This is a genomic window from Caballeronia sp. ATUFL_M2_KS44 (assembly GCF_023630965.1).
Lineage (GTDB): Bacteria > Pseudomonadota > Gammaproteobacteria > Burkholderiales > Burkholderiaceae > Caballeronia > Caballeronia concitans.
Genome location: NZ_JALQEA010000052.1, coordinates 1 through 26223, shown reverse-complemented (window position 1 = coordinate 26223; position 26223 = coordinate 1). Strand labels below are relative to the sequence as shown.

Here is a 26223-nt window from a genome sequence, read left to right as displayed (position 1 = left end):
TTCGTGAGACCCATCATGACTTGCCGGAACGGCTGCGTCTGGACGCACCTCTGAATCGCTACGACCGGACGACGTTTCACGGCGGCGACGCACGCGGCTATATTGACTACGGCTTCTATCAGCCTGAAACAGCCTGATTGCAACCGGTTCGCCCGGTTACCAGCGGCTCTTCAACGCCAGCCGTAGCGTGCACGATTGCCGGCACGGCTGTATTCTCTTTCGCGTCGTCGGGCTGCCCGTTGAACAACAGAAGCGAACAGGGGTTGCATGGATCGGATGGCAGCAATGGAAACGTTCGTCGCGGTAGTCGAAGCGGGGTCGTTCTCGGCCGCTGCGCGGCGCCTGGCACTAGGGCAGCCCGCAGTGTCAAAATCCGTCGCGCAGCTTGAAGAGCGTCTGGGCGCGCGTCTGCTGCTGCGTTCGACGCGTGGCCTGACTCCGACAGACGCCGGACAGCGCTTTTACGAACATGCGCGCCGCGCGATCGAGGAGGCCGACCATGCGGAACAGGCCGTGCATGAATCGTCCGCGGGTTTGTCGGGCCGTCTCCGCATCAGCGCTGCAGTAACGTTTTCGCGTTTGCACGTGCTGCCCGCGCTGAAGGTTTTTCTCGACCGGCACCCGAACCTCGAACTCGACGTCATCCTTGACGACCGCTCGATCGATCTGCTCGAGGAGGGCGTGGACGTCGCGCTGAGAATGGGCTCCCTCGACGATTCATCGATGACCGCACGCCATATCTCGCAGAGCCGCCGTCTCGTGATCGGCACGCCGGACTATTTCGCGCAGATGGGCGTGCCCGGCACGCCGGCCGAGCTGAGCCGTCATCAGGCCATCGTCTACTCGTTGCGCGGCGGCGGCGAATCGTGGGCGTTCAGCCAGAACGGCACCGAAGTCGCCGTCGTGGTGTCCGGCCGTGTGCGCGTGAGCGCTGCCGAGGGCATGCGCACGGCGGTGCTCGGCCACCTGGGCTTGGCAATTGCATCGGAATGGATGTTCTCGCCGGAACTGGCCGACGGAACCGTGCGAGCGGTGCTCACGGACTGGAGTTTGCCGCCCGTCGATCTGTGGGCGGTTTTTCCGGCTGGCCGCATGCCGACGTCGAAGGCGCGTGCGTTCGTTGCATTCGTCGAGGAGGTACTGGGCGCAGCGGCGGGTGCGACTGCATCGGGGCCAGCTTCAGAATCCCAGCTTGCCGATTGATGCGCCACCGTCCACGTACAGCGTCTGCCCGGTCATGAAACCTGCGTCGTCCGAGAGCAGAAACGCGACGGTCGCCGCGATCTCGTCGGGCTTGCCGAAGCGGCCCATCGGCACGGCGGATAGATAACGCCGTTCGCCTTCGCTGCCGGGCTGGTTATTCGCGCGGAACAGTTCCGTTTCGGTCGGTCCTGGCGCGACCGCGTTGACCGTGATGCCGGTATCCGCGAGTTCCAGCGCCCACGAACGCGCGAAGCTGACGAGCGCCGCCTTCGCGGCGGCATAGGCGGTGCGCTCGGTCATGCCGAGAATAGTCAGACTGGAGAGGTTGACGACGCGGCCCCAGCGGCGCGAACGCATGCCGGGCAGCAACGCCTGCACGGCCTGAACGGCCGGATGCAGATTGACCGCGAACACGTCGTCCAGCGAACCGAGGTCAACGTGACCGATGCGCTGCGGCTTCACGAGACCGACGTTGTTGACGACGCCGTCGAAGCCGAAGCGGCGCGTCAGATCCTGAAATACGGCGTCCGTTGCGGCGCGGTCGCCGAGATCGACGGTCACGAGCTCGCCGGGGAAGTCGGCATCGGTGCGTGCAAGGCCGACGACCCGGTGACCGGCGTTCACGAGCCGCTTGCTGAGCGCGAGGCCAATGCCTTTGGTCGCACCGGTAATGAGGAAGGTACGCGGGGTGGGTTGAGTCATCCGTGAAGTCTCAAGAAAATCACCGCCCAGTGTGTCGCTTCGGGCGGTGCCAGGAAGGGGGTGTCAGGCGCGGCCTGCGGCCTTTTCGAGCACAGCAATCATGTCAGTCGGCTCGGGGCGATGCGTGTAGTCGGGGTTGACCTCCGAGTACAACACGACGCCGTCCTGTCCGATCACGTAGCGCGCGGGCATCGGCAGCGTCCAGGACGGGTCGTCGTTGAACGCGGGCAGGTCGTTCTTCAGTTTCTTGTAGAGCGCGACCAGATAATCGGGCAGCGCGAAGCGCAGGCCGAACGCCGCGCCGGTTTCGCCTTTTTCGTCGCTCAGTACGGGGAAGTCGAGGCTGTTGTCGCGTACCGACTTGCGGCTGTTCACCGATGTCTGCGGCGAGATCGCGACGACGTTCGCACCCAGCGCGCGGATCTGCGGCAACACGTCGTTCAGCGCCTGCAACTCGATGTTGCAATACGGACACCACACTCCGCGATAAAACGTGATGACGAGCGGCCCTTGCGCGAGCAAGTCGGCTGACGACACCGGATGACCGTTCTGATCGTTCAGGTCGAATTGCGGCGCGCGGTCGCCGGCCTTGATCGCGCGGCCTGCCTGGCCGCTCGCGATCAGCTCGGCCGTGGCGCGCTCCATGATCGGGTGGATTTCCGGCGGCGCGTTGTACGGTGGCTTGCCGCCCTTGAATGCATCGAGTTTTTGCTGCAGGGACATGATGGTTCTCCGTCGTTCGATTCCGTTATGCCGAAACAGCCTGCGGCTTCGTCCACTCGTTGCCCTGCATGAACGCGTCGTACGGCGTGTGCACGATGTGGTTCGTGTAGTTGCTCATGACTTTGGTCGCGACGCCGAGGATCACTTCCAGCACGTTGCGGCGTGCGTAGCCGGCAGCGAGGAACGCGTCGACGTCAGCGTCCGGCACGAATCCGCGCGCGCGGACAACGCGCGTGGTGAAGCGATGCAGCGCTTCGAGCTTCGCATCGGGCAGCGGCGTGCCGGCGCGCAGCGCGGCGATCACGCCTTCGTCCATATGGATCATCTTCGCGAGCGTGCTGTGGCCCGCCATGCAGTAATGGCAGTCGTTCTCGAAGTTCGAGGTGAGATAGACGACCTGTTGTTCGTGCGGCGTCAGCGTGCTTTTCGAAAACAGGTCCCAAAGCGCCGAGTAGCCGGCCAGTAGCTCCGGCGCTTCAGCCATGTACGACTGCAGGTTCGGCACGAAGCCAAACGCTTTTTTCGTGCCTTCAAGAAGGGCTTTGGACGCTTCGGGCGCGTCGTCGATGGTGTGTTTCGGGAAGGTGCTCATCGCGGTCAAGGAGTCGAGTTGCGGTGAGCAGATGATCGGACGCCGTGCGCCTTTGGAGAAGGCCGCCAGCGGCAATAACAGCCATTACCGTATGGAATGGCCGCCGGATCGGAGGCGACTAATCGCAAGATGGGTTTGCCACGCGCGATTGCTCTTCGATCAGCTCGCGCAGCAGACGAGCGAGAACCTGGCGCATCCGCAAGAAACCGCGCGCTTCCTGTCGAACAATACGGCGTGCCAACCGGGCACGATGCGCGCGCATCGCTTAGCTTATGAGAAATGAGTCGTATCGATGATCGTGCGCGTGAGCTAACGTTGAACTCTTCATCCACACCGGGAGAAAACGACGATGTCCACACTTGCGCCCGATCCGGCGACGCTTGCCGATGCCAACGTCAATCGTGAGCCGATATCGCGCTTCGTCGTGCCGGATGAAGCGCGCTTGCCGCCGCACGTCGCATCGATTCATGCGCAGTTTCGCCGGCAGTACGGCTTCGTGCCGAACTGGCTCGCGGCGTTATCGGTGAATCCGGATACCGCTTACCGGCTCGTCACGTTCTACGAGCATCTCTTCGATCCGCACCGGAGCAACCTGACGGCGGCCGAGCGCGAATTGATCGCGGTCGTGACATCGGCGGCGAACGAGTGCAGCTATTGCGTGTTCAATCACACGCAGGCGCTCGCGCACGTGCTCGGCGACACGGTCCGTGCGCAGCGCATCGCGCAAGGGTTTCATCATGTGCGGCTGACGCCGAAGGAAGCCGCGCTCGCCGAGATTTCGGTGCGTCTGACGCGCGATCCATCGAGCATCCGCGACGACGACTTGCAGCAGTTGCGCGAGATCGGCTTCACGCAGCAAGCCGTGACGGAAGTGCTGGAGATCGCCGCTTTCTTCAATTACGCGAACCGGCTGACGATCGCCCTCAATGTCGTGCCGGATGATCAGTTCTTCGCGGGGCGCGATCTGAAGACCGCAGCCGCATAGATTGGCGCTCGATCAATAAAGACTCGGCTTGACCGGATAGGCAGGGACATCAACGATGATCGAACGTAATGCGTTGCACCGCGACGTGCAGGATCGACGCGAATCGCACCCTGTCACGCTCGTGACGGTTCCCGGCCTGCATGGCAGCGAAGGCGCGCATTGGCAAAGCTGGCTGGAAAGCCAGATGCCCGGCGCGCGGCGTGTCGAACAACGCGACTGGAATGCGCCGCATCTGGAAACATGGAGCGATGCCGTGCACGACGCACTCCTGCATGCGCCGAATCCGACCGTTTTGGCGGCGCATAGTTTCGGTTGCCTGGCCGTCGCGCAGGCGCTTGCGCAGCGTGCGCGCGGAGCGTTCCATGGGTTGGGCGCGACGGTGCTCGGCGTGCTGTTCGTCGCGCCGGCGAGTCCCTCGAAGTTCCGATCCGCGGGCGCGTTCGACGCGCGCCGCCTCGATATGCCCTCGCTCGTCGTCGGCAGCACGAACGACCCGTGGATGCCGATCGACGAAGCGCGCACGCTCGCGCAGCACTGGAACAGCGCTTTCGTGAATCTGGGCGATGCCGGTCATATCAACACGGCAGCGGGGTACGGGCCGTGGCCGCTCGCGCGACATATCGTCGAGACGCTCGCGCGCCGCATCGACACGGTGACGGACGATGCGCGCACGCGGACGCTTCATCGCGCGCACTCGTGACCAGGCCGTTTAGAGAGCCAAGCCGAGCCTGATTTCACCTTTCAGCGTCCCTTCCACGGCACGAGCCGCCGTTCCAGCGCGCGCATGCCGAAATCGAAAATCCACGCGATCGCGCCGATCAACACGATCCCCATCACGACGACATCCGTGCGCAGGAAGCTCGATGCGTTGAGCACCATCTGCCCCAGCCCGGCGGTGGCGGCGACCATTTCGGCGGCGACGAGCGTGGTCCAGCCGAAGCCGACCGCGATGCGCAAGCCCGTCAATATTTCCGGCAGCGCGGCGGGCAGCACGACATGCCACACCACCTGCCGGAAGTTCGCGCCGAGCGACCACGCGGCGTTCACCTGCTCGGCGGTCGCGCTTCTTGCACCGGCACGCGCGGCCATCGCGATGGGCGCGAAGCACGCAAGCCAGATCACGACGATCTTCGCAGTCTCGTCGATGCCGAAATAGATGACGACGAGCGGCAGATAAGCGAGCGGCGGCAGCGGCCGATAAAACTCCAGCGGCGGGTCCAGCACGCCGCGCGCGATGCGGCTCACGCCCATCAGAATGCCGACGGGGACCGCCGTGACGACCGCCAGCGCGAATGCGCCGAATACGCGAATCGCGCTCCACAGCAGATGTTCCGAGAGCGGCAGGCCGCCTTGCAGACGCCCATGCCACGCATCGACGAATGCGTGCCATACCGCCTCGGGCGAAGGCAGGAAGAGCGGCGGCAACCAGCCGAAATGCGTGGCGGACCACCACAACGCCGCGAGCACGACGACGCACAGCGCACTCGGCAGCGCGGTCGGCCCTGCACCGGGCATGCCGCGATAGCGGGCGCGGCGCTTCGCGCGAGCGGTGCGTCGAGTGAGCCGTGACGCCGCCGTTGCACCGGACAACGATGCATCCGAAGCCTGCCGGTTCACGCGGCCTCCTTTTCCGTGCGATGCAAACGGCGCGTCAGCCGCTCGCGCCATTCGATGAACGCGGGCGACGACTTCACGGCGCGCGCGTCGCGGCCACGCACGTATTCGCGCGAGAAAGGCAGTTCGTGCACTTCCTCGATTCGTCCGGGACCGGGCGTCATCAGCACGAGCCGCGTCGCCAGAAAGAGCGCTTCTTCCACGCTGTGCGTGATGAAGAACACCGTCTTGCGAGTGCGCGCCCACACATCCAGCACCAGCTCCTGCACGCTTTCGCGCGTGAGGGCGTCGAGCGCGCCCATCGGTTCGTCCATCAAGAGGACTTCGGGATCGCTCGCGAGCGCACGCGCAATGCCGACGCGTTGCTGCATGCCGCCCGAAAGCGCGTAGACCTTCGCATGCTCGTGCTGCGCCAGGCCGACGAGCGCAAGCGTGCGCCGCGCGATCTCGTGACGTTCGGCGCGCTTCACGCCGCGAAAGCGCAAGCCGAGCGCGACGTTGTCGAGCACGTCGAGCCACGGCATCAACGCATGCTTCTGGAACACCACGCCGCGCTCCGCGCCCGGTCCGGCGATCGGTTCGCCGTTGAGCGATGCCTCGCCCTCGGTCGGATCGATGAAACCGGCGAGGCAGTTGAGCAGCGTGGTCTTGCCGCAGCCCGATGCGCCGAGCGCCACGACGAACTCGCCGCTGCCGATGTGCAGATCGACGCCTTCCAACGCAGGCGCGCTCGCGCCGTCATAAGTGACGCCCAGATCGCGGATGGAAAGCGATGTCATTTCGCGGCCTGCTGCGCGTAGCGCGGATCGACGCCCGTGGAGTAATCCGCGAGCACGTTCTGGATCGTGCCCTGTTGCTTGAGGAACTGCGCAGTCGCGGCAAGCGATTTCGCCGCGCCGGACTGCTGCCCGCCGCCGAGCCACGTCTGCGACGCCTGTTCGCCCGCCGTCGGGAACGCGTAGAGCGCGAGACTCGCGGGCACGTCGACGGCGTTCGCGCCGGATTCCTGTGCCACGGCCTTCACCTGCGCGGAGCCGGCGCTCCAGTCGGCTTTGTGATCGCGATATTGCGTGTCGGTATCGGCGAGCACTTTGACGAGACCGGCCATGAACGCGGCGTTGTCCTGCGCGAACTTGCGCGACGCGACGAAGCCGTCGAAGGTCGCCTTGCCGGTTTCCTTCGCCACCTCGCCCGACGTGACGAGCACCTTGCCGTTCTGCTTGACCTTCGCGAGCACCGGGTCCCAGATATACGTCGCGTCGATGTTGCCGCGCTCCCACGCTGCGGCCACTTCGGGCGGACGCAGATTGACGATCTTGACCGCGGAAGGATCGACGCCCGCCTGCTGCAACGCCACGAGCGCATGGAAATGCGATGTCGACACATACGGCACGCCGAGCGTCTTGCCCTTGAGATCGGCGAGCTTGCTCACGCCCGAGCCGTTGCGCGCGACGAGCGCTTCGGCGTCGTTGATGTTGTCGAGAATCCAGAACAGCGAGAGATCGACGCCTTGCGACAACCCCGCCGCGATCGGACTCGAACCCGCTTCGCCCACTTGTATGGAACCCGATGCGAGCGCGCGAATGACGTCCGCGCCGCTGCCGAGCTTGCGATAGGTGACCTTGTAGCCGGTCGCCTTCTCTACGGCGCCGCTCGCCTGCGCATAACGCCAGGGCACCACCATATCCTGATAGCCGATGACGACCTCGCGTGTCTCGGCGCGCGTCGAAAGAGGCGCGAATGCGATGGCGGCGAACAGAAAGGACGCAGCGCCGGCGATCAGCCTGCGACGATGGAACGTGTGTTTCATGGAGCGGACGAAAGTGGTGGATGGAGCATTCGACTATAGGCACTTCGCGTACCGCGGCTACGAATTTTTCACGCATTGCAAGTGAAGCAGGAAGGCATGATCGCCGGTCATATCCGATGCTATGCATATTCCGCGTCGTGAAAAGCAAAGTTCCGAAGCATTCGAGCGCGTTTTCGCAAGTTGCAGTACCTTGGCGCGAATCACACTCCTTGCTCATCGAACGCGATGCCACACTCACGACAGCTTCATCTCGGCGCGTTCATGCGTCCGGTCAGTCTGCACACCGGCGCGTGGCGCTACCCTGGTGCATACCCCGACGCCAACTTCAACTTCAGGCACCTGAAGCGCTTCGTGCAGACGCTGGAGAAAGCGTGCTTCGATGCTTTCTTCATGGCCGATCATCTCGCCGTGCTCAACATGCCGGTGGATGCGTTGAAGCGCAGCCATACCGCGACTTCGTTCGAACCGTTCACGCTGCTTTCGGCGCTCGCCTCGGTGACCGAGCGCATCGGGCTGGTGGCGACGGCATCGACCACGTTCGACGAGCCGTATCACATCGCGCGGCGCTTTGCCTCGCTCGATCATTTGAGCGACGGGCGCGCGGGCTGGAATCTCGTCACCACGTCCAATCCCGATGCCGCACGCAACTTCGGCCGCGAAGAGCACATGGAGCACGACGAGCGCTATCGACGTGCGCGCGAGTTCTACGATGTCGTCACGGGCCTGTGGGATAGCTGGTCCGACGACGCCTTCGTGCGCGACACCGAAAGCGGCCTCTTCTTCGATCCGGCGAAGCTGCACGTGCTCGATCACAAGGGACCGTATCTATCGGTGCGCGGGCCTTTGAACATCGCGCGGCCGGTGCAGGGCTGGCCCGTCGTAGTGCAGGCGGGATCGTCGGAAGCGGGCAAGCAGCTCGCCGCCGAAACCGCCGATGCGGTCTTCACCGCGCAGCCGAATCTCGCCGCGGGCAAGCGTTTCTATGCCGACGTGAAAGGCCGCATGGAACGCATTGGCCGCGCGCGGGATCATCTGAAGATCCTGCCCGGCGCGTTCGTCGTGGTGGGCGATTCGCGCGACGAAGCGCAGGAAAAGCGCGCGCTGCTCGATACCTTCGTGCACGACGATAGCGGCTTCGCTTCGCTGTCGATCGCGCTCGGGCACGATGTATCGTCGTTCGATCCGGACGGCCCTCTGCCCGAGATTCCCGAAACGAATGCGAGCCGGAGCGCACGCGAACGCGTCATCGACATGGCGCGCAGGGAAGGACTGAGCGTGCGCGAGCTTGCGCGTCGTGTCGGCGGCTATTCGGGCTTGCAGATGGTCGGAACCGCGACGGACATCGCCGACGAGATGGAGCAATGGCTCGTCGAGGAAGGCAGCGACGGCTTCAACGTGATGTTTCCGTTCTTGCCGGCGGGCCTCGATGATTTCGTCGCGAAGGTCGTGCCGGAACTGCAGCGGCGCGGCATCTTCAGGCGCGCATACGAAGGCGCGACACTGCGCGAGCATCTGGGTCTGCCGAGACCGCGCAACCGCTTCTTCGATGAAGGGTGATGATGCGCGAGCGGCCTACGCTTATGACCTCAGGGAACGATTGGTTATCTTTATAAATTGGATAGCCGGACGCGCGCGCGGCATTAGCATGATCTGCTTCGCCACGTCTCTAAAGGCTCATTCAAACGATGTCCAACTCTCCCCGCTTCGGCGTCTGGGCGCTGGTGCATGGCAGCCGCGCGGCGCTGCAGGATCCCGACGAGCCTTACGATGCATCGTGGGCGCGCAACAAGGCGCTCGTGCTCGAAGCCGAACGCCTTGGCTACGACTCCGTGCTCGTCGCGCAACATACGATCAATCCGCACGACCCTTCGCTCGATCAACTCGAAGCATGGACGGCATCGGCGGCGCTGGCTGCGCTCACGTCGCGCATCGAGATCATCACGGCGATCAAGCCTTATCTCTATCATCCTGTCGTGCTCGCGAAGATGGCGCAGCAGATCGAGCACATCAGCGGCGGCCGCTTCGCGATCAATCTCGTGAATGCGTGGAATCGTCCCGAGCTTGAGCGCGCCGGCATCGGCTTTGCCGAGCACGACGAGCGTTACGCGTATGGCCGCGAGTGGATCGGCGTCGTCGATGCGTTGCTGCGCGGCGAAGCGCTGACGCATCGCGGCGATCACTTTCGTATCGACGATTACCAGTTGCGTCCCGGCGATCCGTTTCGTGCGCGTCCGCGCATTTATGTGGGCGGCGAATCGGAGCCGGCGCGTTCGCTCGTGGCGGCGCATGGCGACGTGTGGTTCATCAACGGTCAGCCGCACGACGATGTTGCGAAGCTCATCGCCGATGTCTCCGCGCGTGCGCGTCCGGCTGGGCGCGAGCCGTTGCGCTTCGGGTTATCGGCGTTCGTGATCGCGCGCGAGACGCACGATGAAGCGTTCGCGCATCTTCAGCATCTCTTCGCGCTGGCAGAACTCGACAAGCCGCTGCGCGAGCGGCAGAAGGGGAATACCGATCCGAACGCCGTCATGCATCAGACCTTCGCGCGCTCGGCGCGGGTCGGATCGAATGGCGGGACGGCGGCCGATCTCGTCGGCGATTACGATACCGTTGCGCGGCGCATCGCCGATTTTCATCGCGCGGGCATCGAACTGTTCATGCTGCAGTTTCAGCCGTTCGAAGCGGACATGACCCGCTTCGCGCAGGAAGTGATGCCGCGTGTGCGCCGGCTATTGAACGCATGAGCGCATGCGTGTCCGCCCGCGAGCGGACACGCTTCACTGCATCATCAAAAGAACGCGCCCGTGGGCGGCAGTTGTCCGCTCAGCAGGTTTTGCCCGAGCAGGCGTTCCTTATAGAGCCGCGGATTGTGCGACGCGATGACCTTGATGTTGCGCCAGTGCCGGTCCAGCGCGCCGATGCGTGAGACGACCGATCCCGAGCCGAGATCGATCAGCCAGCTTGCAATCTGCGGCGCGAGATCGTCGATGACCACCTTCGCTTCCGATGCCGCGAGCGTGGCGGCAAGCGTTGCCTCGTATTCATCGCGCGTGCCGTAAGCGTCCCACACGCGCTGCAATGCATCGGCTGCGCGGTCGGCGATTGCTTCGACGCTTGCCGCATACGCGCGCATGCGGCCGAGCAGGGCGTGCAGCACGGGTTCGTCCGTGGGATGCGCGGCTTCGCCATGATAGAAGTTGCGTCCTCGGGCGCGCAGCACGCCGGCGCCGTCCAGCGCCACGCGCCGCGCAATCCCGGCGATGCAGTTGGTCAGATACACCTGATGGAACGTGAAGCCCCACGGCGCGGCTTCGTCGGACTTCGGCGGATCGGCGGGATAAACGTGCGCGGGCGGCACCGTCACGTCGTGAAAGCGCGCCGTCCCCGAGCCTGTCAGACGCTGGCCGAAGCCCTGCCAGTCATCGTCGTTGCTGACGCCTGCGCCGCGTTCCAGCACATACTGCACCGTTCGCCCCGCGCGGCTTTCCACTGCCACGCCGGTGAATGCATCGTTATAAAGATTGCCCGTCGCGTAGGGCTTCTCGCCGGAGCCGACATAGACATCGCGCGACGCGTCCCATTCCAGCCGGGTCAGCACTGTCGTGGGCCGCGCGCCTGCCGCTGTCACATCGCTTTCGACGAAACCGAGGCCGATGGTCTTCTTCTGCGCAGTGAGTTCGAGCACGCGCGCATGGAACGGATGGTCGCGTCGTCTGAGCGCGGCCTCGACCTGCCACAGATGATTGCGAAACGCGTGCGCGATGTTCGAATCCGCTGCGGCGATGTCGCGCGCGACGACGAACAGTTCGCGCAGCGACACGCCATGGCCGCCGGCATCGGAAGGAAGACGCAGTGCGCCGAAGCCGAGCGCCTTCAGCTTCGCGATTTCCTCGTGCGGCAGTCGATGATCGCGTTCGCGTTCGGCGGCCGTCGCGGCGATATCGTCGATGACTTGCGAGAAGCCGAGCGTCGCGGAAAGCGGCGATACGAGGCGCGGATATGAACTCGTGTATTGAGTGCGTTCAGTCATGTTCGTGCGTGTCCTGGTATCACACCTTGATGCTGTAATCCGCGACCTTGATGCGCGAATGGATGATCTTGCGTTCCGCGAGCCAGTCGGCGGCGCGCTGGAATTGCGCGATGAAAGCGGCGTCGTCCGGCTCGTGAAACTGATTGACGCGCTTGAGGCTCGTCAAGTACTCGCGCACCTGATCCGGATACTTGCCCTCGCGTTGAACGAGCAGTTCGGCATCGGCGGAATGCGCGGACTGCCATGCGCCTTCGACGTAGTAGGCGTCGATCACGGCGCGAATCAGTTCCGAGTTCTCCTCGGTGAACTTGCGTCGCGTCACGAGCGAACTGTAGTCGATCAGGAAATCCAGATCGCGGCCTTCGTTGAAGATGTCGCGCGCATCGTTGGCGAAGCGCGAAATGTCGACGCCCGGCGACCACATGGACCACGCATCGACCTTGCCTTGCGCGAACGCCGGTGCCGCGTCGGGCGGATTCAGATAGACGAACTGCACCTTGTCCCGATCGACGCGATGCTTTTCCAGCGCCGCGATGAGCAGGAATTCGCCGAGTCCCGAGCGGTTGACGGCGACCTTGCGGCCCGCCAGATCGCTGACCGAACGAATGCCGCTCGACTTCTTCGCGATGATGGCGGTGGAGCGCGGCGAATAGATATCGAACGCGTTGAAGACGATGGGCGAGCCGGCGAGCATGGCGGCGAGCGCGGGTGTCGTCGATCCCCAGAAGCCGAAGTCCGCGCTGCCGCCGACGACGGCCTGAATCGAGGGCGCATGGTTCGGGAACGGCCCGACCCATTCGACCTTGATGCCTTTGGCAGCGAGCGTCTTCTCGAACACGCCGCGCTGTTTCGCGATGTCCGGCAGGCTGCCGTAGCCCCAGCCGATGCGTACCGTATCGGTATTGCGCGTGAGCTTGCGCGGCTCGGCTGCCTGCGCCGGGAACAGCCCGCCGACGGCTGCGCCGGCAAACAAGCCACCCGCCGCGCGCAACAACCGGCGGCGGGTCAGCGATGAATCGTTCATTCTTTCGGGTCCTTCTTGTCGTGGAAAAAGGCGGTCAATGCGACCGGACACCCAGCTCGTCGAGCAGGATGGGCCGCAGCGTTTGCGGCGTGTGCGCCTTCGGCTCGAACGAAGCCGCGATGCGTCCCGCGCGCATGACGAGGATTCGGTCGGCGAGCGCGAGTGCTTCGTCGACGTCATGCGTGACGATCAGCACGCCGGGGTGGTGAAGCGCGACGAGTTCCTTCACGAGCCCGTGCATCTTGATGCGCGTGAGGGCATCGAGCGCCGCGAATGGCTCGTCGAGCAGCAGCAGCGCGGGATCGTGGATGAGCGCGCGTGCCAGCGCCACACGCTGAGCCTGCCCGCCCGACAGATTGCGCGGCCAGTCGTCCTCGCGGCCTGCGAGTCCGACTTCGGCCAGCGCACGCGCCGCGCCGTCGCGACCGATGGTGTTCTCATGACCGAGCGCCACGTTCTGCCACAGCGTCGCCCACGGAAGAAGGCGATGCTCCTGGAACACGACGGAAGGTCGCGCCGGCGCGCGGATGCTTCCCGCATCGGGCAGATCGAGTCCCGCGAGCGCGCGCAGCAGCGTTGTCTTGCCGCATCCGCTTTCGCCCAGCAGCGCGACGAATTCGCCTTTGCGGATGTCGAGATCGAGGGCATCGATGACGACGCGGCTGCCGTAGCGCCGCTGAAGACCGCGAACCGATACGGCCAGCGCCGATGCAGCGCTTGGCTCACGAAAGGCCGACGCCCTTGCCGAGGAATCGCGCGAAAGAGCGATGCTTTCAGTCACTTGTGCGCTCCCTTGTTGTTGTTCGCGTAGTTCGCATGCCAGGAGAGGAAATGGCCTTCGAGCACGCGCACGAGTGTGTCCGCGACGACGCCGATGATCGCGTAGATGATCACGGTCAGAACGATGACATTGGTGTTCAGAAACTCGCGCGCGTCCATTGCGAGAAAGCCGATGCCTTTGGTTGTCGCGAGCGTTTCGGCGATGACGAGGGCAAGCCACGCATGAGCGAGCGCATAGCGCACGCCTGTGAGGATCGAGGGCATTGCGCCGGGAAGAATGATTCGCCGCACGGTCGCGCTTCGGCTCATGCCGACGACCTTGGCAAGCTCCATCAGCTTCGGATCGATCTGGCGGATGCCGAGCATAGTGTTGATATAAATCGGGAAGAGGACCGCGAGCGCGACCAGAAAGATCTTCGCGGTCTCGCCGACGCCGAACCACACGATGACGAGCGGGAGCATCGCCAGAAAAGGAATGGCGCGCACCATCTGCACGGAGCGATCGATAATCGCCTGCGCAAGGGGCGAGAAGCCGACCACGACACCCAACACCAGCCCGATGATCCCGCCAATGGCGAAGCCCGCTGCCGCGCGTAATAGCGAAACGCCAAGGTGAACGAAGAGCTCGCCGTTCTGCGCCATGTTCGCGGCGGTCGCGAGGACGCTGCTCGGTGCGGGAAGCACCTGCGCAGCAATGAGTCCGGCGCGTGCGGCGGCTTCCCATAGAACCACCACCATCGCTGGTACGAGCCAGGATAGCCACCGGTAAAGCACGGTCTTGGTTAAGCCCGCGCGAGCGGGTCGCGTGGAGAGATAGCGTTCGTGCGTCGAAGTCAGGTCGGCCATTTCATTCCCGTGTCAGTCCATGAAGGATGGAACGCTCCGGCAGGACGCAGAAGCGCGGCGGTGCGCCGAATGCCGTGGGTCATCGAATACTGGATGGTGTAAAGCAGCCAGTCATTAAAAGACAGCGCGATGAGCAACGACAAACGATTTATCGTCGTTTGCTTTTCAGCTCTGGCGCGATGAGCAATTCACGACAAATGATGTCGGCTCCGGCAACCCGTCGCGCAGTGAACTGCATCTATGCATCGAAGAATTGCTTGTTTTCGGCGGCAGTTGAGTTGCCGTATCGTCGGCGAGGAAGATCACTCGGGCAAGGAGGAAGTCGATGACGATTCCCGCGGAAACGAGAAACTCGGTCCACGGAGTACATGAGGCGCGTGCCCGCACGCTGGCAAGCAGCTTAGCCGTGGTTGCCAGCAAGACGCGGGCAGCGGCGGCATCGACATTATTCAGGGCTGCGAGAAGCGCTCTTCCGGATGCGTTGCTGCTGCGTCTCTTGCATCGCCGAAAAGTAGGGCGATTCCCGAACCTTGCCAATCCGGCGACCTTCAACGAACTGATTCTCGACCGCTGCCTGAATCCGCAGCCGCAATGGACTGCGCTCACCGACAAGCTGCTCGTCCGAGACCACGTGAAGCGCACCATCGGCGAGCAGCATTTGATTCCGTTGATCGCTGCGCCCGACGCTTTCACGCGCGATGTTTTCGACGCGCTTCCGAATGCCTTCGTGATGAAAGCCAATCACGGTTGCGGTTTCGTGAAAGTGGTCTGGAGAAAGGCGGATACGTCGTTCGAAGAACTGAGCCGGATTGCGAGCAGGTGGCTCGATACGAACTTCTATCGTCACACGCGCGAACGGCACTATGAGCCGATCGAGCGTCGCGTGTTCTTCGAGAAACTGCTGCTGGATAAAGACGGCAAGATTCCGCCTGACATCAAGCTCAATATCTTCGGGCACGGACCGAACGGACCGATCATCTATACCGGCGTCATTAGCGACCGCTTCGGCCATCCGCGCCACGATTTCTACGATCCGCAGTGGAATCGCATGGACATCGTTCTTGGCGAATATCCGTGCAGCGACGTGGCTGCTCCGCCGCTCAGGAACTGGAAAGAGATTGTCGAAATCGCGACGCGCCTGGCGGACGGTCTCGGCTATGTGCGCGTCGATCTCTATGCACCCGACGATCATATCTATTTCGGGGAGCTAACGTTCACGCCGGGCGGCGGACTCATGCGGATCACGCCGGATCGTTACGACCGTGAATGGGGACGACTGATTCGCCAGATGGGCTAACGGACGAAGCGCGTCGATTGACGAGGGTCACTATGTCAATAAGGCTATCGGAATCGAAACAAATTCCTTTCGACGAGGCGTCGTCCGATCCAGCGTTCGCCGATGTCGTCGACTGGATCGTGCAGTTTCTGTGCGCGCCGCATGCGGATGTCGGCCGGCTGGGGGACGTATGCCCGTTCGCGAGATCGGCGGTGCTGAGGAAGAGCATAGCGTTCTTCAGCAACTGGTCTGCGGACGCGGACGCGTTCGAGCACGAAGTCGCGGCGCATCGCGAAGACTTCGGGCAAAGCGGCGGAATGCTGGACACATATCGTTGCCGTATCATCGTTCCGATGCGAATCGCCAATGCGGCGCACGCGGTCGAGCGCGTTCAGCAGCGGCTCAAGCCGAGCTTCGTCGAACGCCATCTGATGATCGGCCAGTTCTTTCCGGGCTGCGAGGAGCCGGGTCTCTGGAACCCGTCGTTTCGGCCGCTGCAAGCACCCGTTCCCTTGCTTGCAATTCGAAACATGGTCCCGACCGACATCGCGTTTCTCCACGATAACGCGCACTATGTCCGCCTGTATCTGGAGAAGTTCGGCGGGCGCGGCAGGATCGCCCTTCGGCAACTGGAAACCGCAAGAGAGGCCAAGGCATGAACGCATCGTCAATCGAACGATTCGGCAGCGACGTGTACCGCAACACGCTATACATCGAGAAGCTGGACCTCGCGTTCTCACAGTTCTTCATTCGCTCGCCTTCGGGCGGCTACGTGGGCGTGTCCACCGGCATGCGGTCCGACTTTGCGCAACTCGAGGCGAACTTGCGGAGCGTGGGCATCGAAGTGGGCGAGGTCGGAAGCATCGTGGCGCCGCATTTCGAAGCCGATGAAATTGCCGCGCTGCCCGAGTTCGCATCGCGTCATGCGGGCGTCGTTGCATACGCGCATCCCATTTGCGCGCACGCGCTCGCCGATATTTTTTCCGTCAAGACGAAGCCGCTCAGGGATGAAGTGCCGATCACGATATCGGGCGAGCGCGTCGTGCCGATCTTCACGACGCACGTGCATCAATGGGATGCGCTCGTGCTCTATGTGCCGCGGCTGAAGGCGCTGTTTTCGTCGGATATCTTCATGAGCTACGGACCGGTCGATGCGTCGGGCGATGCGTTGCGCAACATCATCGGCTCTATCGAGAAGTCGGGATATCTGCCTTCGCTCGCGCATCTGCATGCCGCACTCTTGAAGATACGCGAGTACGACATAGACTGGATATTCCCGATGCATGGCCCCGCGATCACCTCGGGCATTCCGCAGATCATCGATGGACTCATCGAATACTGCACGGTGGCAAGGGCGAGGGGAGTCGTCGAGTGATGCGTTGCGCTGCACTGGCAGCTTGGCCCGTGACGCGCACGCTGCGGCGTTTCTCGGTGTTTGCGAGAGCGTCTTCCATGACTTTCGTGACGCGAAGATAAAGCCGCGATCGAAGCGCAGCTTCAAGCGGCTTCGGTAAAGAACGCCTCGACGATATCGTCCCGGAGCTTCGCGACCTTGCGATCCCCGAGTTTGCGCGGCCTCGGCACCGCGACCTCCACCACTTCTCCGATGCGCCCCGGCCGCGCCTGCATCACCACGATCCGGTCGGACAGCAGCACGGCTTCCTCCACGTCATGCGTGACGAGCACCATCGTGATCCGCTCATGCTCCCATATGCGCTGCAATTCGAGCTGCAGGCGGCTACGCGTGAGCGCGTCGAGCGCGCCGAACGGTTCATCGAGCAAGAGGAGACGCGGCCGGGTCACGAGCCCGCGCGCAATCGCTACGCGCTGCGCCATGCCGCCCGACAATTGATGCGGGTAATGCCGCTCATATCCCTTTAATCCGACGAGTTCAATATGCTCCGCCACCGCGCGCGCCTTCTGGGCCTTCGTTAGCGGCGCGTTGCGCAATGCCACCGCGACGTTCTGCGCGACATCGAGCCACGGGAAAAGCCGATGATCCTGAAACACGATGCCGCGCGACAAATCCGTCGTCACGACGCGCTCGCCGCCGAAATCGATCTCGCCATCGTAATCGCCATCGAGGCCCGCGATGAGCCGCAGCAACGTCGACTTTCCGCAACCGCTCGCTCCGACGATGCTCACGAACTCGCCGCTCGTGATCGACAGATCGATGCGATCGAGCACCGGCGCCGCCGCATCGCCATCGAAGCGCTTGCTCACATGCCGCAGCGTCAAGCCGCTGTCCTGCTCTGTTTGCGTCGTCATATCCGGATTCTCCTCAAGCCACGCGCGACGCGCCGAGCCAGCGCCGCTGCACGCCGCGCGCGAAGGCATTCAACGCCCACCCCGTCAAACCGACCACGATCACGCCGAACACGACGAGATCCATGCGAAACTGTTCGCTGCCATCCACGAGCGTATTGCCGATCCCGCTGCCCGCGACGAGCAGATACTCCGCGCCGAGCGTCGCGAGCCACGAATAGATGAGTGCGAGATAGACGCCCGTGAAGATGGAGGGCAGCGCGGCCGGCAACACCACATAGGCGAGCGTTTGCAGCCTGCCATAGCGATACGCGCGCGCGACATCGAGCCAGCTCGCAGGCACGGCGCGGATGCCGTCGCTCGTATGCATCACGACGGGCACGAGCGCGGCGAGCGAAAGGAACACGACCTTCGCGACATCGCCCAAGCCAAACCACACGGAAATGAGCGGAATCCACGCGAACAGCGACACTTGCTTGAACGTATTGAAGCTCGGCGCGACCGCGCGATTCGCGAGCCTCGATATGCCGAGCAATGCGCCGAGCGCGAGGCCGAGGCTCGTGCCGATGGCAAAGCCCGTCAACTCACGTGCGAGCGAAGCAGACAGCGCACGCGCGAGCGCCCCGCTGCGGAGCTGATCGACGGCCGTATTCCATACCTGCGCGGGCGAAACCATCACGCCGCGCCCCACTTGGGCATCGCGCGACACGTACCACCACACGGCGAGCGCGGCTATCGGCAACACGAGCCCGCGCCACGATCCTTTGATTGTTCCCGCTTCCCAATCCAGGTTCGACATGGCTGATCCTCAGTTGGCACGGCCGCGTTGCAGCTTGCGCTCGAATGCATCGAGCAGGCGATCGACCGCATAGCCGATTGCACCGACGATGAGCACCGCGGCCAGCACGAGATCGAGCTGAAAGAGCTGGCGTCCATACACGATCAGATAACCCAGCCCTTCCGACGAAGCGACGAGTTCCACGACAACGAGCGTTAGCCACGCTTTGGTGAACGCGAGCCGCACGCCCGTCCCGATGACGGGAATCGCGGACGGCAAAGTCACGCGCGTGATGACTTGCCAGCGCGTATAGCGATACACCGACGCGACTTCCTGCAACGCGCGCGGCGTGCCGCGAAAGCCTTGCAGCGTCGAGAGCGTGACGGGCACGAGCGCCGCATGCCCGATCAGCAGATACTTCAGCGGCTCGCCTATGCCGACGACGATCATCAGAAACGGCAGCCATCCGAGCACGGGCACCTGCACGATCGCGTTGAAGCTCGGCAGCACGTAGGCTTCGAGCGTGCGCGACAGACCGAGCAATCCGCCGAGCACGATGCCAAGAAGCACGCCGCCGCCGAACCCGACAGCGGCGCGCGTCGTGCTCGCCAGCAGATGCGTCCACAATTCGCCGCTCTTCGCGAGCGCGCCGAGCGTTTCGAAAACGAGCGCGGGCGGCGGCAACACTTGCGCGGAGATCCAGCCATAGTGCGAGCCGAGCACCCACAGCAACGCGCACACGCTGGGCACGAGCCATGGCAACGCAGTCCAGCCGATCGTGCGCCACGTATCCGTCGATGAAATCCCGCGCGCACGATCCGCAGGCTGAAACACGCGCGTCAGTGCATTGGCCATTTATCGGTTCTCCGCGAGACGTTCGCCGGAAGGCTTGCCCGCTGCATCGAAACGCGGCCAGTATGCTTCGAGCTTCAGCGACTTCAGCGCCTGATCGAGATACTTCGGCTCGAACCATCCATTCACGCTGACGGGCTGGCGAATCAGATTCAGACGCAAGGCGTCATCGGCGACGGCCTGATAGCGCGCGACCAGAAACGGATCGATGAGCGGCGACATGCGGTCCTTCATCGGCTGATTCGCAAACTCGGACGACCACGATTCGACGGGCACGCCGCTCTTCGCCCACAACGCGAAAAGCGCATTGCGATTGGCTTCGTCGGAGGACCATTGCGCGGCCTGCACCACGGCGGTCACGACCTTCTGCACCGTGTCGGGATGCGCGCGCTCGTAGTCTTCGAGCACGAGCAGATGCGCTTGCCGCGTGAACTGCACGCCGTCATCGCGCGAGGCGTAGACGATCTTCGCAAGCCCTTGACGTTGCAGCTTGAAGAGAGAGTAGTCGAGGAACACGGCATCGACGCCCTTCGATGCCAGCGCGGCCTGCGCAGCGGCGGTATCGAGATTGATCACGCGCAGATCGCGTTCGCTGAGGCCGTTTTGCTTCAGCACGTTATCGGCGACGAGTTGCAGATTCGTCCCGCGAAAGATGCCGACGCGCTTGCCCTTCAGATCCTTGACGCTCTTGATGCCCGAATCCGGCGGCACCGCGAGATAAACGCCCGTGCGCACGTTCGACGCGAGCAGCAGATGCGTCTTCAATCCGTTCGCGCGGCCGAGCACGGAAGGCAGATCGCCCTGATACGCGAAGTCGAGCTGCTTGTTCGCGAGCGCCTCGTTGACGGCGGGCCCCGCGCCCTTGAAGAAGATCCACTCGACCTTGATGTGCCCGGGCTGCAACGCATCTTCCACGCGATGCTGCAATAACGCGGTCGCGGCGGGGGAGCCGCCGAACGTCGGCGGATCGCCGGTGCCCTGCTGCGCAACGCCGATGCGCACCACGGCCGGATCGGCGGCATGCGCGGGACCGATGAGCGCAGCGAACAGCGTCGCCGCGCCGACGAAGAGCTTGAATCGTAGTGTCATCGTGCAAAGAGAAAGAGTGGATTGCCGGCGATGTCATCGCCGGTGCATGCGGTATCGAAACGCGTCACGCGGTGCGCGTTTCCTGTTTGACGACGCGGCTCTTGCGCCCGTCGATGCCTACGGGGACATCGCCGTGCACGGTCGCGCGGCGCACGACGCGATGTGCGTCGCCGTAATCGGCCACCGCGTAATGCTGGGTCGCGCGGTTGTCCCAGATCGCGACATCGCCTTGTGTCCAGCGCCAGCGCACGGTGTTTTCGAGGCGCGTGACGTGATCGTGAAACAGCTCGGCGAGACGATCCGAATCGCGCTGAGAAAGCCCGATGAAGCGCTGCACGAAGTGACCCAGCACAAGCGTGCGTTCGCCCGTTTCCGGATGCACGCGCACGACCGGATGCTCCGTTTCATAGAGCGTCGATGTGAACTGCTTGCGATACTCGCGCTCGGATTCCGTATCGGGCACGTTGCGCGTCGCGGCATAGTCGTAGGCGTTCGAATGCAGCGCCCAGAGCCTGTCGGCGAGATCGCGCAGCACGTCAGGAAGGTTCGCGTACGCGGCGGCCGTGTTGGCCCATACCGTGTCGCCGCCTGCGGGCGGAATCACGACGCCGCGCAGAATTGAAATCTTCGGATAGGCATCGACGAACGTGACGTCCGTATGCCAGGAGTTCGCGCGCGTGCCGTGCTTCGAATCGAGCTCGAGCAGACGGCTGCCGCTCGAGAGCGACGGCACGGTCGGATGCGCGACGGTCTCGCCAAAACGCGCGGCAAAGGCTTCCTGCGCGGCGTCGTCGAGATGCGACTGACCGCGGAAGAACAGCACCTTGTGTTCGAGCAGCGCATGGTTGATCGCGGCGATGGCGTCGTCGTCGAGATCGGCGGAAAGCGTCACGCCGCGCACTTCCGCGCCGATGCGTCCGCCGATCGGGCGCACCTGGAACGGTTCATTCGACGTGACAGGGGCAAGCGTGGACTCGGCGGCGAGCGTGGGGAGGTCGGGCATCGAAAGTCTCCGTTGGTTTGCGTTTGTCGGATGCAGGCCGCATTGAATGCGACGGAAACATTGAAGCATCGGCCAGACGCGTAACCAACGAAGCGTTTCGGCTATGCATATCGCTGCAATCCCGCGATGCTTTCCCGCAGTTCCTCTTGCAGCAGCGCCATCCGTTCAGCGGCGGGCATTTCGCGCGCGAGCGCGCCGGTGTGTCCCGTCCATTGCGCGCCGTAGCCGAATTCGTTCTTTGCTTTCGCGGGCGCGTGCGATGTCTTGCCGGCGTCGTCGGTGACGGGATAGGCGGGAATCGCGGGCGACGTCTTCGTCGCGCCCCAGATCGGTGAACTTGTTGACGAGGCGATAGATGAAGGCGGACGCATCGGCGCTGAGAACGTCTGCCATGCCGCATTCCTCGTCCGGATAGATTCGAACATGTTGGGGGCCATCATGCGCAGTGTGTTCAGGCTCGTTCCGATACCGATTCGCGATTAGCAATTCAGCGAGGCCCGATGCACGCGAATCGCTTAGGAAATGAAAAATGAGTCGTACCGATAGAGCGCCTGGATTTAATCGCGCTCTTCGCGCAGGCGCGCTCTTCGCGCAGGCGCGCTCTTCGCGCAGGCGCGCTATTCAGCGCGGGGCCGGCGGTCGTGTTTCGGCCGCAGCTCGATATACGGCTGGAGCAGGAAGCCGTTCAGCCGTAAGCAAATGAAGCAACATGGGTTATCGCCTGCGCGAGGTCTGCTCAAGAATAAAGCCTCGGCTTGATCGGATAGGCAGAGGCATCAACGATGATCGAACGTAATGCGTTGCACCGCGACGTGCCAGATAGACAAGAATCGCATCCTGTCACGCTCGTGACGGTTCCCTTCCTTCAAAGCGCAAGCCAAATCTTCCCGCCTGCTTTCGACGTGAGAAAAACTTCGTTCCCTTGCGCCCCTTGCGCGGATACAGTGCGTGCCTCGCCACCGCCGACGCACGACGACGGCGCCGGCGGCACAACGAACGAGGAATCCATCCAATGAAAATCAAGACCTGGGGCGCGGTGCTGGCGGCACTGCTGGTGACTGCATCGAACGCCGCGCATGCGGACCGTCTGGACGACATCAAGAAGGCGGGCGTGCTGCGCGTGGCGGCATTCGACAGCAACCCGCCATTCGGCTTCGTCGATCCGAAGAACAACCAGATCGTCGGCCTCGATATCGACTATGCGCGCGCCGTTGCGAACAGTCTCGGCGTCAAGCTAAAAGTGCAGCCGACGAATCCGGCCAATCGCATTGCGTTCCTCAAGTCGGGCAAGGTGGACCTCGTGTTCGCCAACTTCACGATCACCGACGAGCGCAAGAAGGAGGTTGATTTCAGCACGCCATACTTTGCATCGGGCACGCAGTTCATCGCGAAGAAGGGCGTGCTGAAGACGCCCGATCAGATCAACAGCCTGCGCATCGGCGCGGACAAGGGCACGACCAACGAGCAGCAAGTGCGCGCGAAATTCCCGAACGCGACCATCGTCGCCTATGACGATACGCCTTTCGCCTTCGCCGCATTGCGCACGGGCAACGTGCAGGCAATCACGCAGGACGGGCCGAAGCTCGTCGCGCTGCTCGCGCGCGTGCCTGACAAGTCCGGCTATGAAATCTCGCCTTTCACGATTTCCAACGACTACGAAGGCGTGGGCGTGCCGAAGGGCGAAACGCGCTTGCTCGACGCCGTGAACAGCACGCTCACGAAACTCGAAGCGGATGGCGAGGCGAACCGAATCTACGACAAGTGGTTCGGGCCTCAAAGCGCCGCACCGCTGCCGCGCCTCTTCAAGATCGGCGATCCGCAGAAGAACAGCTGAGTCTCGTCGACGATATCAATGGGCCGGCGCGCGAACTTCGGGCGCCGGCCTTCGCTGCTTATGTTTCTCGCTGTCGATCATGCACACCTGGCTCGAACCGAAGTATCTCGCGTGGCTCGTGCACGGCTTCGCCGTCACGCTCGCGCTCTCCGCATGTGCGGGGATCGGCGCAACGCTGCTCGGCTTCCTATTGGCGGTCGCGCGCACGTCGCGAAGCGCGGTCTTCGCGCAAGCCGCCGCGCTTTATGTCTTCGTGTTCCGGAATTCGCCGTTGCTCGTGCAATTGCTCTTCTGGTACTTCGGCGCGGCCGCGTTGCTGCCGTCCGACTGGATGACGTGGCTCAACACACCGCATGCAGTGACCTTCAGCCCGGTTTCAATACCTTGGCCCAGCTTCGAACTGTTTGCTGGATGGATAGGCCTCACTTGCTACACAACGGCCTTCATCAGCGAAGAGTTTCGCGCCGGCATGCGCGGCGTCAGCCATGCGCAGGAACAGGCCGCCGCCGCGCTCGGCATGGGCCGCTTCGCGACCCTGCGATACGTGATCCTGCCGCAGGCGCTGCGCATCGCGACGCCGCCGCTCGCGGGGCAATATATGAACGTGGTGAAGAACTCGTCGCTGACAATGGCCATCGGCGTCGCGGAACTGTCGTACATGTCGCGTCAGGTCGATACGGAAACGTTCAAGACCTTCCAGGCATTCGGCACGGCGACTGTGTTCTATGTGCTGACCATCGCCGTCATCGAGATCGCGCTGGTGCTTTGGCAGCGCAGTCGCGTGCACGCCTTTCAGCGAGGCCATGCATGAGCGGTTTCGACTGGCTGCCCTCGCTGCGCTATCTCGCTTTCGGTGCGTTTCCTTCAGGGCCGTTGGGCGGCATCGCGCTGACAGTCGCGCTCTCGGTCACTTCAGCGTCGCTCGCCGCGATGATCGGCCTCGCTGGCGGCATCGCGCTCGCCATGACACGCGGCATCGTGCATCTTCTGCTGACTTCGGTGGTGGCGTTTTTTCGCGCGATTCCCGTGCTGATGCTGATCTTCTGGACGTTCTTCCTCATGCCGATCCTGCTGCATGTGAACGTGCCGGGGCTCGCGACGGTGGTGTGCGCGCTCGCGCTCATCGGCGGCGCGTATCTGTCGCATTCGGTGCATGCGGGCATCGCGTCGATCGGCGATGGCCAGCGGCAGGCGGCGTTGTCGCTCGGTCTCACCCGCTGGCAGGCGTTGCGCGAAGTGATCCTGCCGCAAGCCGTTCGCGTGATGATGCCGTCGTTCGTCAATCAGTGCGTGTCGCTCGTCAAGGAGACGTCGCTGGCGTATATCGTCGGCGTACCGGAATTCACGTTCCTCGCGAATCAGCTCAACAATCGCCTGATGATTTATCCGGCGCAAATCTTTTCGTTCGTTGGCTTCATCTATCTGATGCTGTGCGGCGCGCTGCAAGGGCTTGCGCGCCTGCTGCTCGGACGTCGCGAGAAGATGCGGCCGCGCGAGCGGCGCACGCGCAAGCCGGGTCTCGGCGAGCGGCTTCCGGAGTGATGGCGCCGTCAGCGTGGCCGACACGATGTCATAGCGGCGTGCCTTGTTCCGCGCATCGAGATAAGACGTTCGCCGGAACGAATCAGAGCACGATCTGCCCGCGATCCGTGCATTCGTTACTACAGGAGCACCATGAACGCCGACGAGAGACTCAACCGTCTGATCGGCCCCGACCGCACTTCGAGCAGCCCGAAGGCGAACTATCGCAACGCCACGCGCTGGGGCGATCTCGTTTTCGTGTCGGGCAAATCGGCGGGCGCTGCCATCGAGGGTAAGCCATCGAGAGGAAGGCTGGGTGACATGGTCACGCTCGAAGACGGCGTCGCGTTCGCACGTGAGGCAGCGCTGGAACTGCTGCTCGTGCTGCGCGACGAACTCGGTTCGCTCGAACGCGTGAAGCAGGTGCTCGACGTGCAAGGCTTTGTGAACGCCGACGCCGCCTTCGAAGACCACGCGAAGGTGCTCGACGGCGCGTCGGACCTGCTGGTCGAAGTTCTCGGCGACGCCGGCGTGCACGCGCGCTCGGTGTTTGGCGCCGTGTCGCTGCGCGGCGGGCAGCCGGTGATTCTGCGCGCCGTCGTCGGCGTGAGCGACTGATCGCTTCGGAGGGCGACGGCGCTAAGCCCGGGAACGGCGAGCCTCACGCCGCACGGTTTCACTTTGCGGGTGCGCCGTCCCATGCCGGCAGCACCGCGCCGTGGTACGCGCTCAGGATGACCGAGGCGACATTCGCTTGCTGATAGCTCTCGAGCAGCTCCTTCACCCATGGCGCCTGAGCATCTTTCGCGTTGACGGCCAGAAAATTGCGATACGGATTATCCGTTACCTTCTCCTGCGCGATACGCTCCTGCGGCACCTTTAAACGCCCACCCCGTGTTGACCACCGCGGCGTCTAGATCATCGATCGCGCGGCCCACGATGCCCGCGTCGAGTTCCTTGATCTGCACGTGCTTGCGGTTGTCGGCGACGTCGCGTGCGGTCGGCAGCAGACCGACTTCGTTACGCAGTCTGATCAATCCGTTGGCCTGCAACAGCAGCAGTGCGCGGCCCTCGTTGCTCGGATCGTTCGGCACGCCGATGATCGCGTTCTGCGGCAGGGCGTCGACGGACTTCCACTTGCGCGAGTACAGGCCGGGGGGGGGGGGGGGGGGGGGGGGGCCCCCCCCCCCCCCCCCCCCCCCCCCGCCCCGGGGGGGGGGCCCCCCCGACCCCTCCCGCACAACCACCCCAAACAGTTAAACCACATACCCCACCCAGAAACCGGGCGCGGCGCGG

Annotated in this window: 28 protein-coding genes and 3 pseudogenes; 13 read left to right on the top strand and 18 right to left on the bottom strand. The window is 63.6% G+C overall.

Annotated elements, in window-relative coordinates:
- Nucleotides 1–267 precede the first annotated feature (267 nt).
- Nucleotides 268–1203 carry a LysR family transcriptional regulator gene (locus tag NCR39_RS23095; protein WP_250454417.1) on the top strand — a complete coding sequence of 312 codons (936 nt, stop codon included), beginning with the start codon at nucleotides 268–270 and terminating at the stop codon, nucleotides 1201–1203.
- Here NCR39_RS23095 and NCR39_RS23090 read toward each other — a convergent pair.
- The 3 genes from NCR39_RS23090 to NCR39_RS23080 all read right to left on the bottom strand — a co-directional run bounded on the left by NCR39_RS23090 (nucleotide 1180) and on the right by NCR39_RS23080 (nucleotide 3220).
- Nucleotides 1180–1905: an SDR family oxidoreductase gene (locus NCR39_RS23090; RefSeq protein WP_250454416.1), complete on the bottom strand. Its 726-nt coding sequence runs from the start codon at nucleotides 1903–1905 to the stop codon at nucleotides 1180–1182. The genes NCR39_RS23095 and NCR39_RS23090 overlap by 24 nt on opposite strands.
- Before the next feature lie 63 nt (nucleotides 1906–1968).
- Nucleotides 1969–2628, bottom strand: a complete 660-nt coding sequence (locus NCR39_RS23085) for a peroxiredoxin-like family protein (RefSeq protein WP_250454415.1) — start codon at nucleotides 2626–2628, stop codon at nucleotides 1969–1971.
- A 25-nt stretch (nucleotides 2629–2653) separates the two neighbouring features.
- Complete coding sequence (locus NCR39_RS23080; RefSeq protein WP_250454414.1) at nucleotides 2654–3220, bottom strand: carboxymuconolactone decarboxylase family protein; 567 nt, start codon at nucleotides 3218–3220, stop codon at nucleotides 2654–2656.
- Here NCR39_RS23080 and NCR39_RS23075 point away from each other — a divergent pair.
- The 3 genes from NCR39_RS23075 to NCR39_RS23065 all read left to right on the top strand — a co-directional run bounded on the left by NCR39_RS23075 (nucleotide 3111) and on the right by NCR39_RS23065 (nucleotide 4905).
- Entirely contained in the window at nucleotides 3111–3503 is a 393-nt protein-coding gene (locus NCR39_RS23075) for a hypothetical protein (RefSeq protein WP_250454491.1), read from the top strand. The genes NCR39_RS23080 and NCR39_RS23075 overlap by 110 nt on opposite strands.
- Before the next feature lie 66 nt (nucleotides 3504–3569).
- Nucleotides 3570–4205 carry a peroxidase-related enzyme gene (locus NCR39_RS23070; protein ID WP_250454413.1) on the top strand — a complete coding sequence of 212 codons (636 nt, stop codon included), beginning with the start codon at nucleotides 3570–3572 and terminating at the stop codon, nucleotides 4203–4205.
- Between the two features lie 55 nt (nucleotides 4206–4260).
- Entirely contained in the window at nucleotides 4261–4905 is a 645-nt protein-coding gene (locus NCR39_RS23065) for an RBBP9/YdeN family alpha/beta hydrolase (RefSeq protein WP_250454412.1), read from the top strand.
- A gap of 41 nt (nucleotides 4906–4946) precedes the next feature.
- Here NCR39_RS23065 and NCR39_RS23060 read toward each other — a convergent pair whose 3' ends face one another.
- Genes NCR39_RS23060 through tauA form a run of 3 tightly spaced genes read right to left on the bottom strand, consistent with a single transcriptional unit; the run spans nucleotide 4947 to nucleotide 7629 of the window.
- On the bottom strand, nucleotides 4947–5822 hold the full coding sequence (locus NCR39_RS23060; RefSeq protein ID WP_250454411.1) for an ABC transporter permease subunit: 876 nt from the start codon (nucleotides 5820–5822) through the stop codon (nucleotides 4947–4949).
- Complete coding sequence (locus NCR39_RS23055) at nucleotides 5819–6598, bottom strand: taurine ABC transporter ATP-binding protein (RefSeq protein ID WP_250454410.1); 780 nt, start codon at nucleotides 6596–6598, stop codon at nucleotides 5819–5821. The genes NCR39_RS23060 and NCR39_RS23055 overlap by 4 nt, the downstream gene beginning before the upstream one ends.
- Nucleotides 6595–7629 (bottom strand): taurine ABC transporter substrate-binding protein, encoded by a 1035-nt coding sequence (tauA, locus tag NCR39_RS23050; protein ID WP_250454409.1) that lies wholly within the window; start codon nucleotides 7627–7629, stop codon nucleotides 6595–6597. Before tauA ends, NCR39_RS23055 begins: the two co-directional genes overlap by 4 nt.
- Nucleotides 7630–7854: 225 nt before the next feature.
- Between tauA and NCR39_RS23045 the strand changes: the two genes are divergently transcribed.
- The gene (locus NCR39_RS23045) at nucleotides 7855–9186 is read left to right on the top strand and encodes an LLM class flavin-dependent oxidoreductase (RefSeq protein WP_250454408.1); all 1332 of its coding nucleotides are present in this window, start codon (nucleotides 7855–7857) and stop codon (nucleotides 9184–9186) included.
- 128 nt (nucleotides 9187–9314) lie between these two features.
- Complete coding sequence (locus NCR39_RS23040) at nucleotides 9315–10373, top strand: LLM class flavin-dependent oxidoreductase (RefSeq protein ID WP_250454407.1); 1059 nt, start codon at nucleotides 9315–9317, stop codon at nucleotides 10371–10373.
- A gap of 44 nt (nucleotides 10374–10417) precedes the next feature.
- On the opposite strand, the gene NCR39_RS23035 is transcribed toward NCR39_RS23040, so the two are convergent.
- From NCR39_RS23035 to NCR39_RS23020, 5 genes and pseudogenes are all read right to left on the bottom strand, one after another.
- A complete protein-coding gene (locus NCR39_RS23035; RefSeq protein ID WP_250454406.1) occupies nucleotides 10418–11659 on the bottom strand; it encodes an acyl-CoA dehydrogenase family protein in 1242 nt (413 codons plus the stop codon).
- Between the two features lie 19 nt (nucleotides 11660–11678).
- Entirely contained in the window at nucleotides 11679–12683 is a 1005-nt protein-coding gene (locus NCR39_RS23030; protein WP_250454405.1) for an NrtA/SsuA/CpmA family ABC transporter substrate-binding protein, read from the bottom strand.
- A gap of 88 nt (nucleotides 12684–12771) precedes the next feature.
- A pseudogene (locus NCR39_RS29935) lies at nucleotides 12772–12876 on the bottom strand (sulfonate ABC transporter ATP-binding protein); the annotation flags it as partial.
- 87 nt (nucleotides 12877–12963) lie between these two features.
- Nucleotides 12964–13464 (bottom strand): annotated as a pseudogene (locus tag NCR39_RS23025) (ATP-binding cassette domain-containing protein); the annotation flags it as partial.
- On the bottom strand, nucleotides 13461–14309 hold the full coding sequence (locus NCR39_RS23020) for an ABC transporter permease subunit (RefSeq protein ID WP_250454403.1): 849 nt from the start codon (nucleotides 14307–14309) through the stop codon (nucleotides 13461–13463). The gene NCR39_RS23020 and the pseudogene NCR39_RS23025, both read right to left, overlap by 4 nt.
- Before the next feature lie 481 nt (nucleotides 14310–14790).
- Here NCR39_RS23020 and NCR39_RS23015 point away from each other — a divergent pair, with 481 nt between their 5' ends.
- Genes NCR39_RS23015 through NCR39_RS23005 form a run of 3 tightly spaced genes read left to right on the top strand, consistent with a single transcriptional unit; the run spans nucleotide 14791 to nucleotide 16960 of the window.
- Nucleotides 14791–15606, top strand: a complete 816-nt coding sequence (locus NCR39_RS23015) for an ATP-grasp fold amidoligase family protein (protein ID WP_250454402.1) — start codon at nucleotides 14791–14793, stop codon at nucleotides 15604–15606.
- Between the two features lie 32 nt (nucleotides 15607–15638).
- Nucleotides 15639–16244, top strand: a complete 606-nt coding sequence (locus NCR39_RS23010; protein WP_250454401.1) for a DUF6875 domain-containing protein — start codon at nucleotides 15639–15641, stop codon at nucleotides 16242–16244.
- On the top strand, nucleotides 16241–16960 hold the full coding sequence (locus NCR39_RS23005; RefSeq protein WP_250454400.1) for an oxygen-binding di-iron domain-containing protein: 720 nt from the start codon (nucleotides 16241–16243) through the stop codon (nucleotides 16958–16960). Before NCR39_RS23010 ends, NCR39_RS23005 begins: the two co-directional genes overlap by 4 nt.
- 122 nt (nucleotides 16961–17082) lie before the next feature.
- Here the strand turns inward: NCR39_RS23005 and NCR39_RS23000 are convergent, their stop codons facing one another.
- From NCR39_RS23000 to NCR39_RS29930, 6 genes are all read right to left on the bottom strand, one after another.
- Entirely contained in the window at nucleotides 17083–17853 is a 771-nt protein-coding gene (locus NCR39_RS23000) for an ABC transporter ATP-binding protein (RefSeq protein ID WP_250454399.1), read from the bottom strand.
- Between the two features lie 13 nt (nucleotides 17854–17866).
- Entirely contained in the window at nucleotides 17867–18649 is a 783-nt protein-coding gene (locus NCR39_RS22995) for an ABC transporter permease (RefSeq protein ID WP_250454398.1), read from the bottom strand.
- A 9-nt stretch (nucleotides 18650–18658) separates the two neighbouring features.
- Nucleotides 18659–19483, bottom strand: coding sequence for an ABC transporter permease (locus tag NCR39_RS22990; protein WP_250454397.1), 825 nt, complete (start codon nucleotides 19481–19483; stop codon nucleotides 18659–18661).
- Nucleotides 19484–20569: an ABC transporter substrate-binding protein gene (locus NCR39_RS22985; RefSeq protein WP_250454396.1), complete on the bottom strand. Its 1086-nt coding sequence runs from the start codon at nucleotides 20567–20569 to the stop codon at nucleotides 19484–19486.
- Nucleotides 20570–20633: 64 nt separating this feature from the next.
- A complete protein-coding gene (locus tag NCR39_RS22980) occupies nucleotides 20634–21572 on the bottom strand; it encodes a TauD/TfdA dioxygenase family protein (RefSeq protein ID WP_250454395.1) in 939 nt (312 codons plus the stop codon).
- Between the two features lie 101 nt (nucleotides 21573–21673).
- Nucleotides 21674–21997 carry a hypothetical protein gene (locus tag NCR39_RS29930; RefSeq protein ID WP_502800271.1) on the bottom strand — a complete coding sequence of 108 codons (324 nt, stop codon included), beginning with the start codon at nucleotides 21995–21997 and terminating at the stop codon, nucleotides 21674–21676.
- A gap of 587 nt (nucleotides 21998–22584) precedes the next feature.
- Here NCR39_RS29930 and NCR39_RS22970 point away from each other — a divergent pair.
- The 4 genes from NCR39_RS22970 (at nucleotide 22585) to NCR39_RS22955 (ending at nucleotide 25545) form a co-directional block, all read left to right on the top strand.
- Nucleotides 22585–23406, top strand: a complete 822-nt coding sequence (locus NCR39_RS22970; protein WP_250454394.1) for an ABC transporter substrate-binding protein — start codon at nucleotides 22585–22587, stop codon at nucleotides 23404–23406.
- Between the two features lie 79 nt (nucleotides 23407–23485).
- Complete coding sequence (locus NCR39_RS22965; RefSeq protein WP_250454393.1) at nucleotides 23486–24217, top strand: amino acid ABC transporter permease; 732 nt, start codon at nucleotides 23486–23488, stop codon at nucleotides 24215–24217.
- A complete protein-coding gene (locus NCR39_RS22960; RefSeq protein ID WP_250454392.1) occupies nucleotides 24214–24948 on the top strand; it encodes an amino acid ABC transporter permease in 735 nt (244 codons plus the stop codon). The genes NCR39_RS22965 and NCR39_RS22960 overlap by 4 nt, the downstream gene beginning before the upstream one ends.
- Before the next feature lie 132 nt (nucleotides 24949–25080).
- Complete coding sequence (locus NCR39_RS22955) at nucleotides 25081–25545, top strand: RidA family protein (RefSeq protein ID WP_250454391.1); 465 nt, start codon at nucleotides 25081–25083, stop codon at nucleotides 25543–25545.
- 58 nt (nucleotides 25546–25603) lie between these two features.
- Here NCR39_RS22955 and NCR39_RS22950 read toward each other — a convergent pair.
- Nucleotides 25604–26087, bottom strand: a pseudogene (locus NCR39_RS22950) (MetQ/NlpA family ABC transporter substrate-binding protein); the annotation flags it as partial.
- Nucleotides 26088–26223: the final 136 nt, after the last annotated feature.

Excerpts from the sequence above, each read along its gene's own strand:
- NCR39_RS23070 (WP_250454413.1), top strand. The coding sequence starts at position 3,570 with ATGTCCACACTTGCGCCCGATCCGGCGACGCTTGCCGATGCCAACGTC.
- NCR39_RS23030 (WP_250454405.1), bottom strand. The coding sequence starts at position 12,683 with ATGAACGATTCATCGCTGACCCGCCGCCGGTTGTTGCGCGCGGCGGGT.
- NCR39_RS23000 (WP_250454399.1), bottom strand. The coding sequence starts at position 17,853 with ATGACGACGCAAACAGAGCAGGACAGCGGCTTGACGCTGCGGCATGTG.
- NCR39_RS23085 (WP_250454415.1), bottom strand. The coding sequence starts at position 2,628 with ATGTCCCTGCAGCAAAAACTCGATGCATTCAAGGGCGGCAAGCCACCG.
- NCR39_RS23090 (WP_250454416.1), bottom strand. The coding sequence starts at position 1,905 with ATGACTCAACCCACCCCGCGTACCTTCCTCATTACCGGTGCGACCAAA.
- NCR39_RS23095 (WP_250454417.1), top strand. The coding sequence starts at position 268 with ATGGATCGGATGGCAGCAATGGAAACGTTCGTCGCGGTAGTCGAAGCG.
- NCR39_RS23040 (WP_250454407.1), top strand. The coding sequence starts at position 9,315 with ATGTCCAACTCTCCCCGCTTCGGCGTCTGGGCGCTGGTGCATGGCAGC.
- NCR39_RS22955 (WP_250454391.1), top strand. The coding sequence starts at position 25,081 with ATGAACGCCGACGAGAGACTCAACCGTCTGATCGGCCCCGACCGCACT.
- NCR39_RS23075 (WP_250454491.1), top strand. The coding sequence starts at position 3,111 with ATGTACGACTGCAGGTTCGGCACGAAGCCAAACGCTTTTTTCGTGCCT.
- tauA (WP_250454409.1), bottom strand. The coding sequence starts at position 7,629 with ATGAAACACACGTTCCATCGTCGCAGGCTGATCGCCGGCGCTGCGTCC.
- NCR39_RS23010 (WP_250454401.1), top strand. The coding sequence starts at position 15,639 with ATGTCAATAAGGCTATCGGAATCGAAACAAATTCCTTTCGACGAGGCG.
- NCR39_RS23055 (WP_250454410.1), bottom strand. The coding sequence starts at position 6,598 with ATGACATCGCTTTCCATCCGCGATCTGGGCGTCACTTATGACGGCGCG.
- NCR39_RS22990 (WP_250454397.1), bottom strand. The coding sequence starts at position 19,483 with ATGGCCAATGCACTGACGCGCGTGTTTCAGCCTGCGGATCGTGCGCGC.
- NCR39_RS23005 (WP_250454400.1), top strand. The coding sequence starts at position 16,241 with ATGAACGCATCGTCAATCGAACGATTCGGCAGCGACGTGTACCGCAAC.
- NCR39_RS22995 (WP_250454398.1), bottom strand. The coding sequence starts at position 18,649 with ATGTCGAACCTGGATTGGGAAGCGGGAACAATCAAAGGATCGTGGCGC.
- NCR39_RS29930 (WP_502800271.1), bottom strand. The coding sequence starts at position 21,997 with ATGTTCGAATCTATCCGGACGAGGAATGCGGCATGGCAGACGTTCTCA.
- NCR39_RS22980 (WP_250454395.1), bottom strand. The coding sequence starts at position 21,572 with ATGCCCGACCTCCCCACGCTCGCCGCCGAGTCCACGCTTGCCCCTGTC.
- NCR39_RS23020 (WP_250454403.1), bottom strand. The coding sequence starts at position 14,309 with ATGGCCGACCTGACTTCGACGCACGAACGCTATCTCTCCACGCGACCC.
- NCR39_RS23065 (WP_250454412.1), top strand. The coding sequence starts at position 4,261 with ATGATCGAACGTAATGCGTTGCACCGCGACGTGCAGGATCGACGCGAA.
- NCR39_RS22985 (WP_250454396.1), bottom strand. The coding sequence starts at position 20,569 with ATGACACTACGATTCAAGCTCTTCGTCGGCGCGGCGACGCTGTTCGCT.
- NCR39_RS23045 (WP_250454408.1), top strand. The coding sequence starts at position 7,855 with ATGCCACACTCACGACAGCTTCATCTCGGCGCGTTCATGCGTCCGGTC.
- NCR39_RS22970 (WP_250454394.1), top strand. The coding sequence starts at position 22,585 with ATGAAAATCAAGACCTGGGGCGCGGTGCTGGCGGCACTGCTGGTGACT.
- NCR39_RS23080 (WP_250454414.1), bottom strand. The coding sequence starts at position 3,220 with ATGAGCACCTTCCCGAAACACACCATCGACGACGCGCCCGAAGCGTCC.
- NCR39_RS23035 (WP_250454406.1), bottom strand. The coding sequence starts at position 11,659 with ATGACTGAACGCACTCAATACACGAGTTCATATCCGCGCCTCGTATCG.
- NCR39_RS22960 (WP_250454392.1), top strand. The coding sequence starts at position 24,214 with ATGAGCGGTTTCGACTGGCTGCCCTCGCTGCGCTATCTCGCTTTCGGT.
- NCR39_RS22965 (WP_250454393.1), top strand. The coding sequence starts at position 23,486 with ATGCACACCTGGCTCGAACCGAAGTATCTCGCGTGGCTCGTGCACGGC.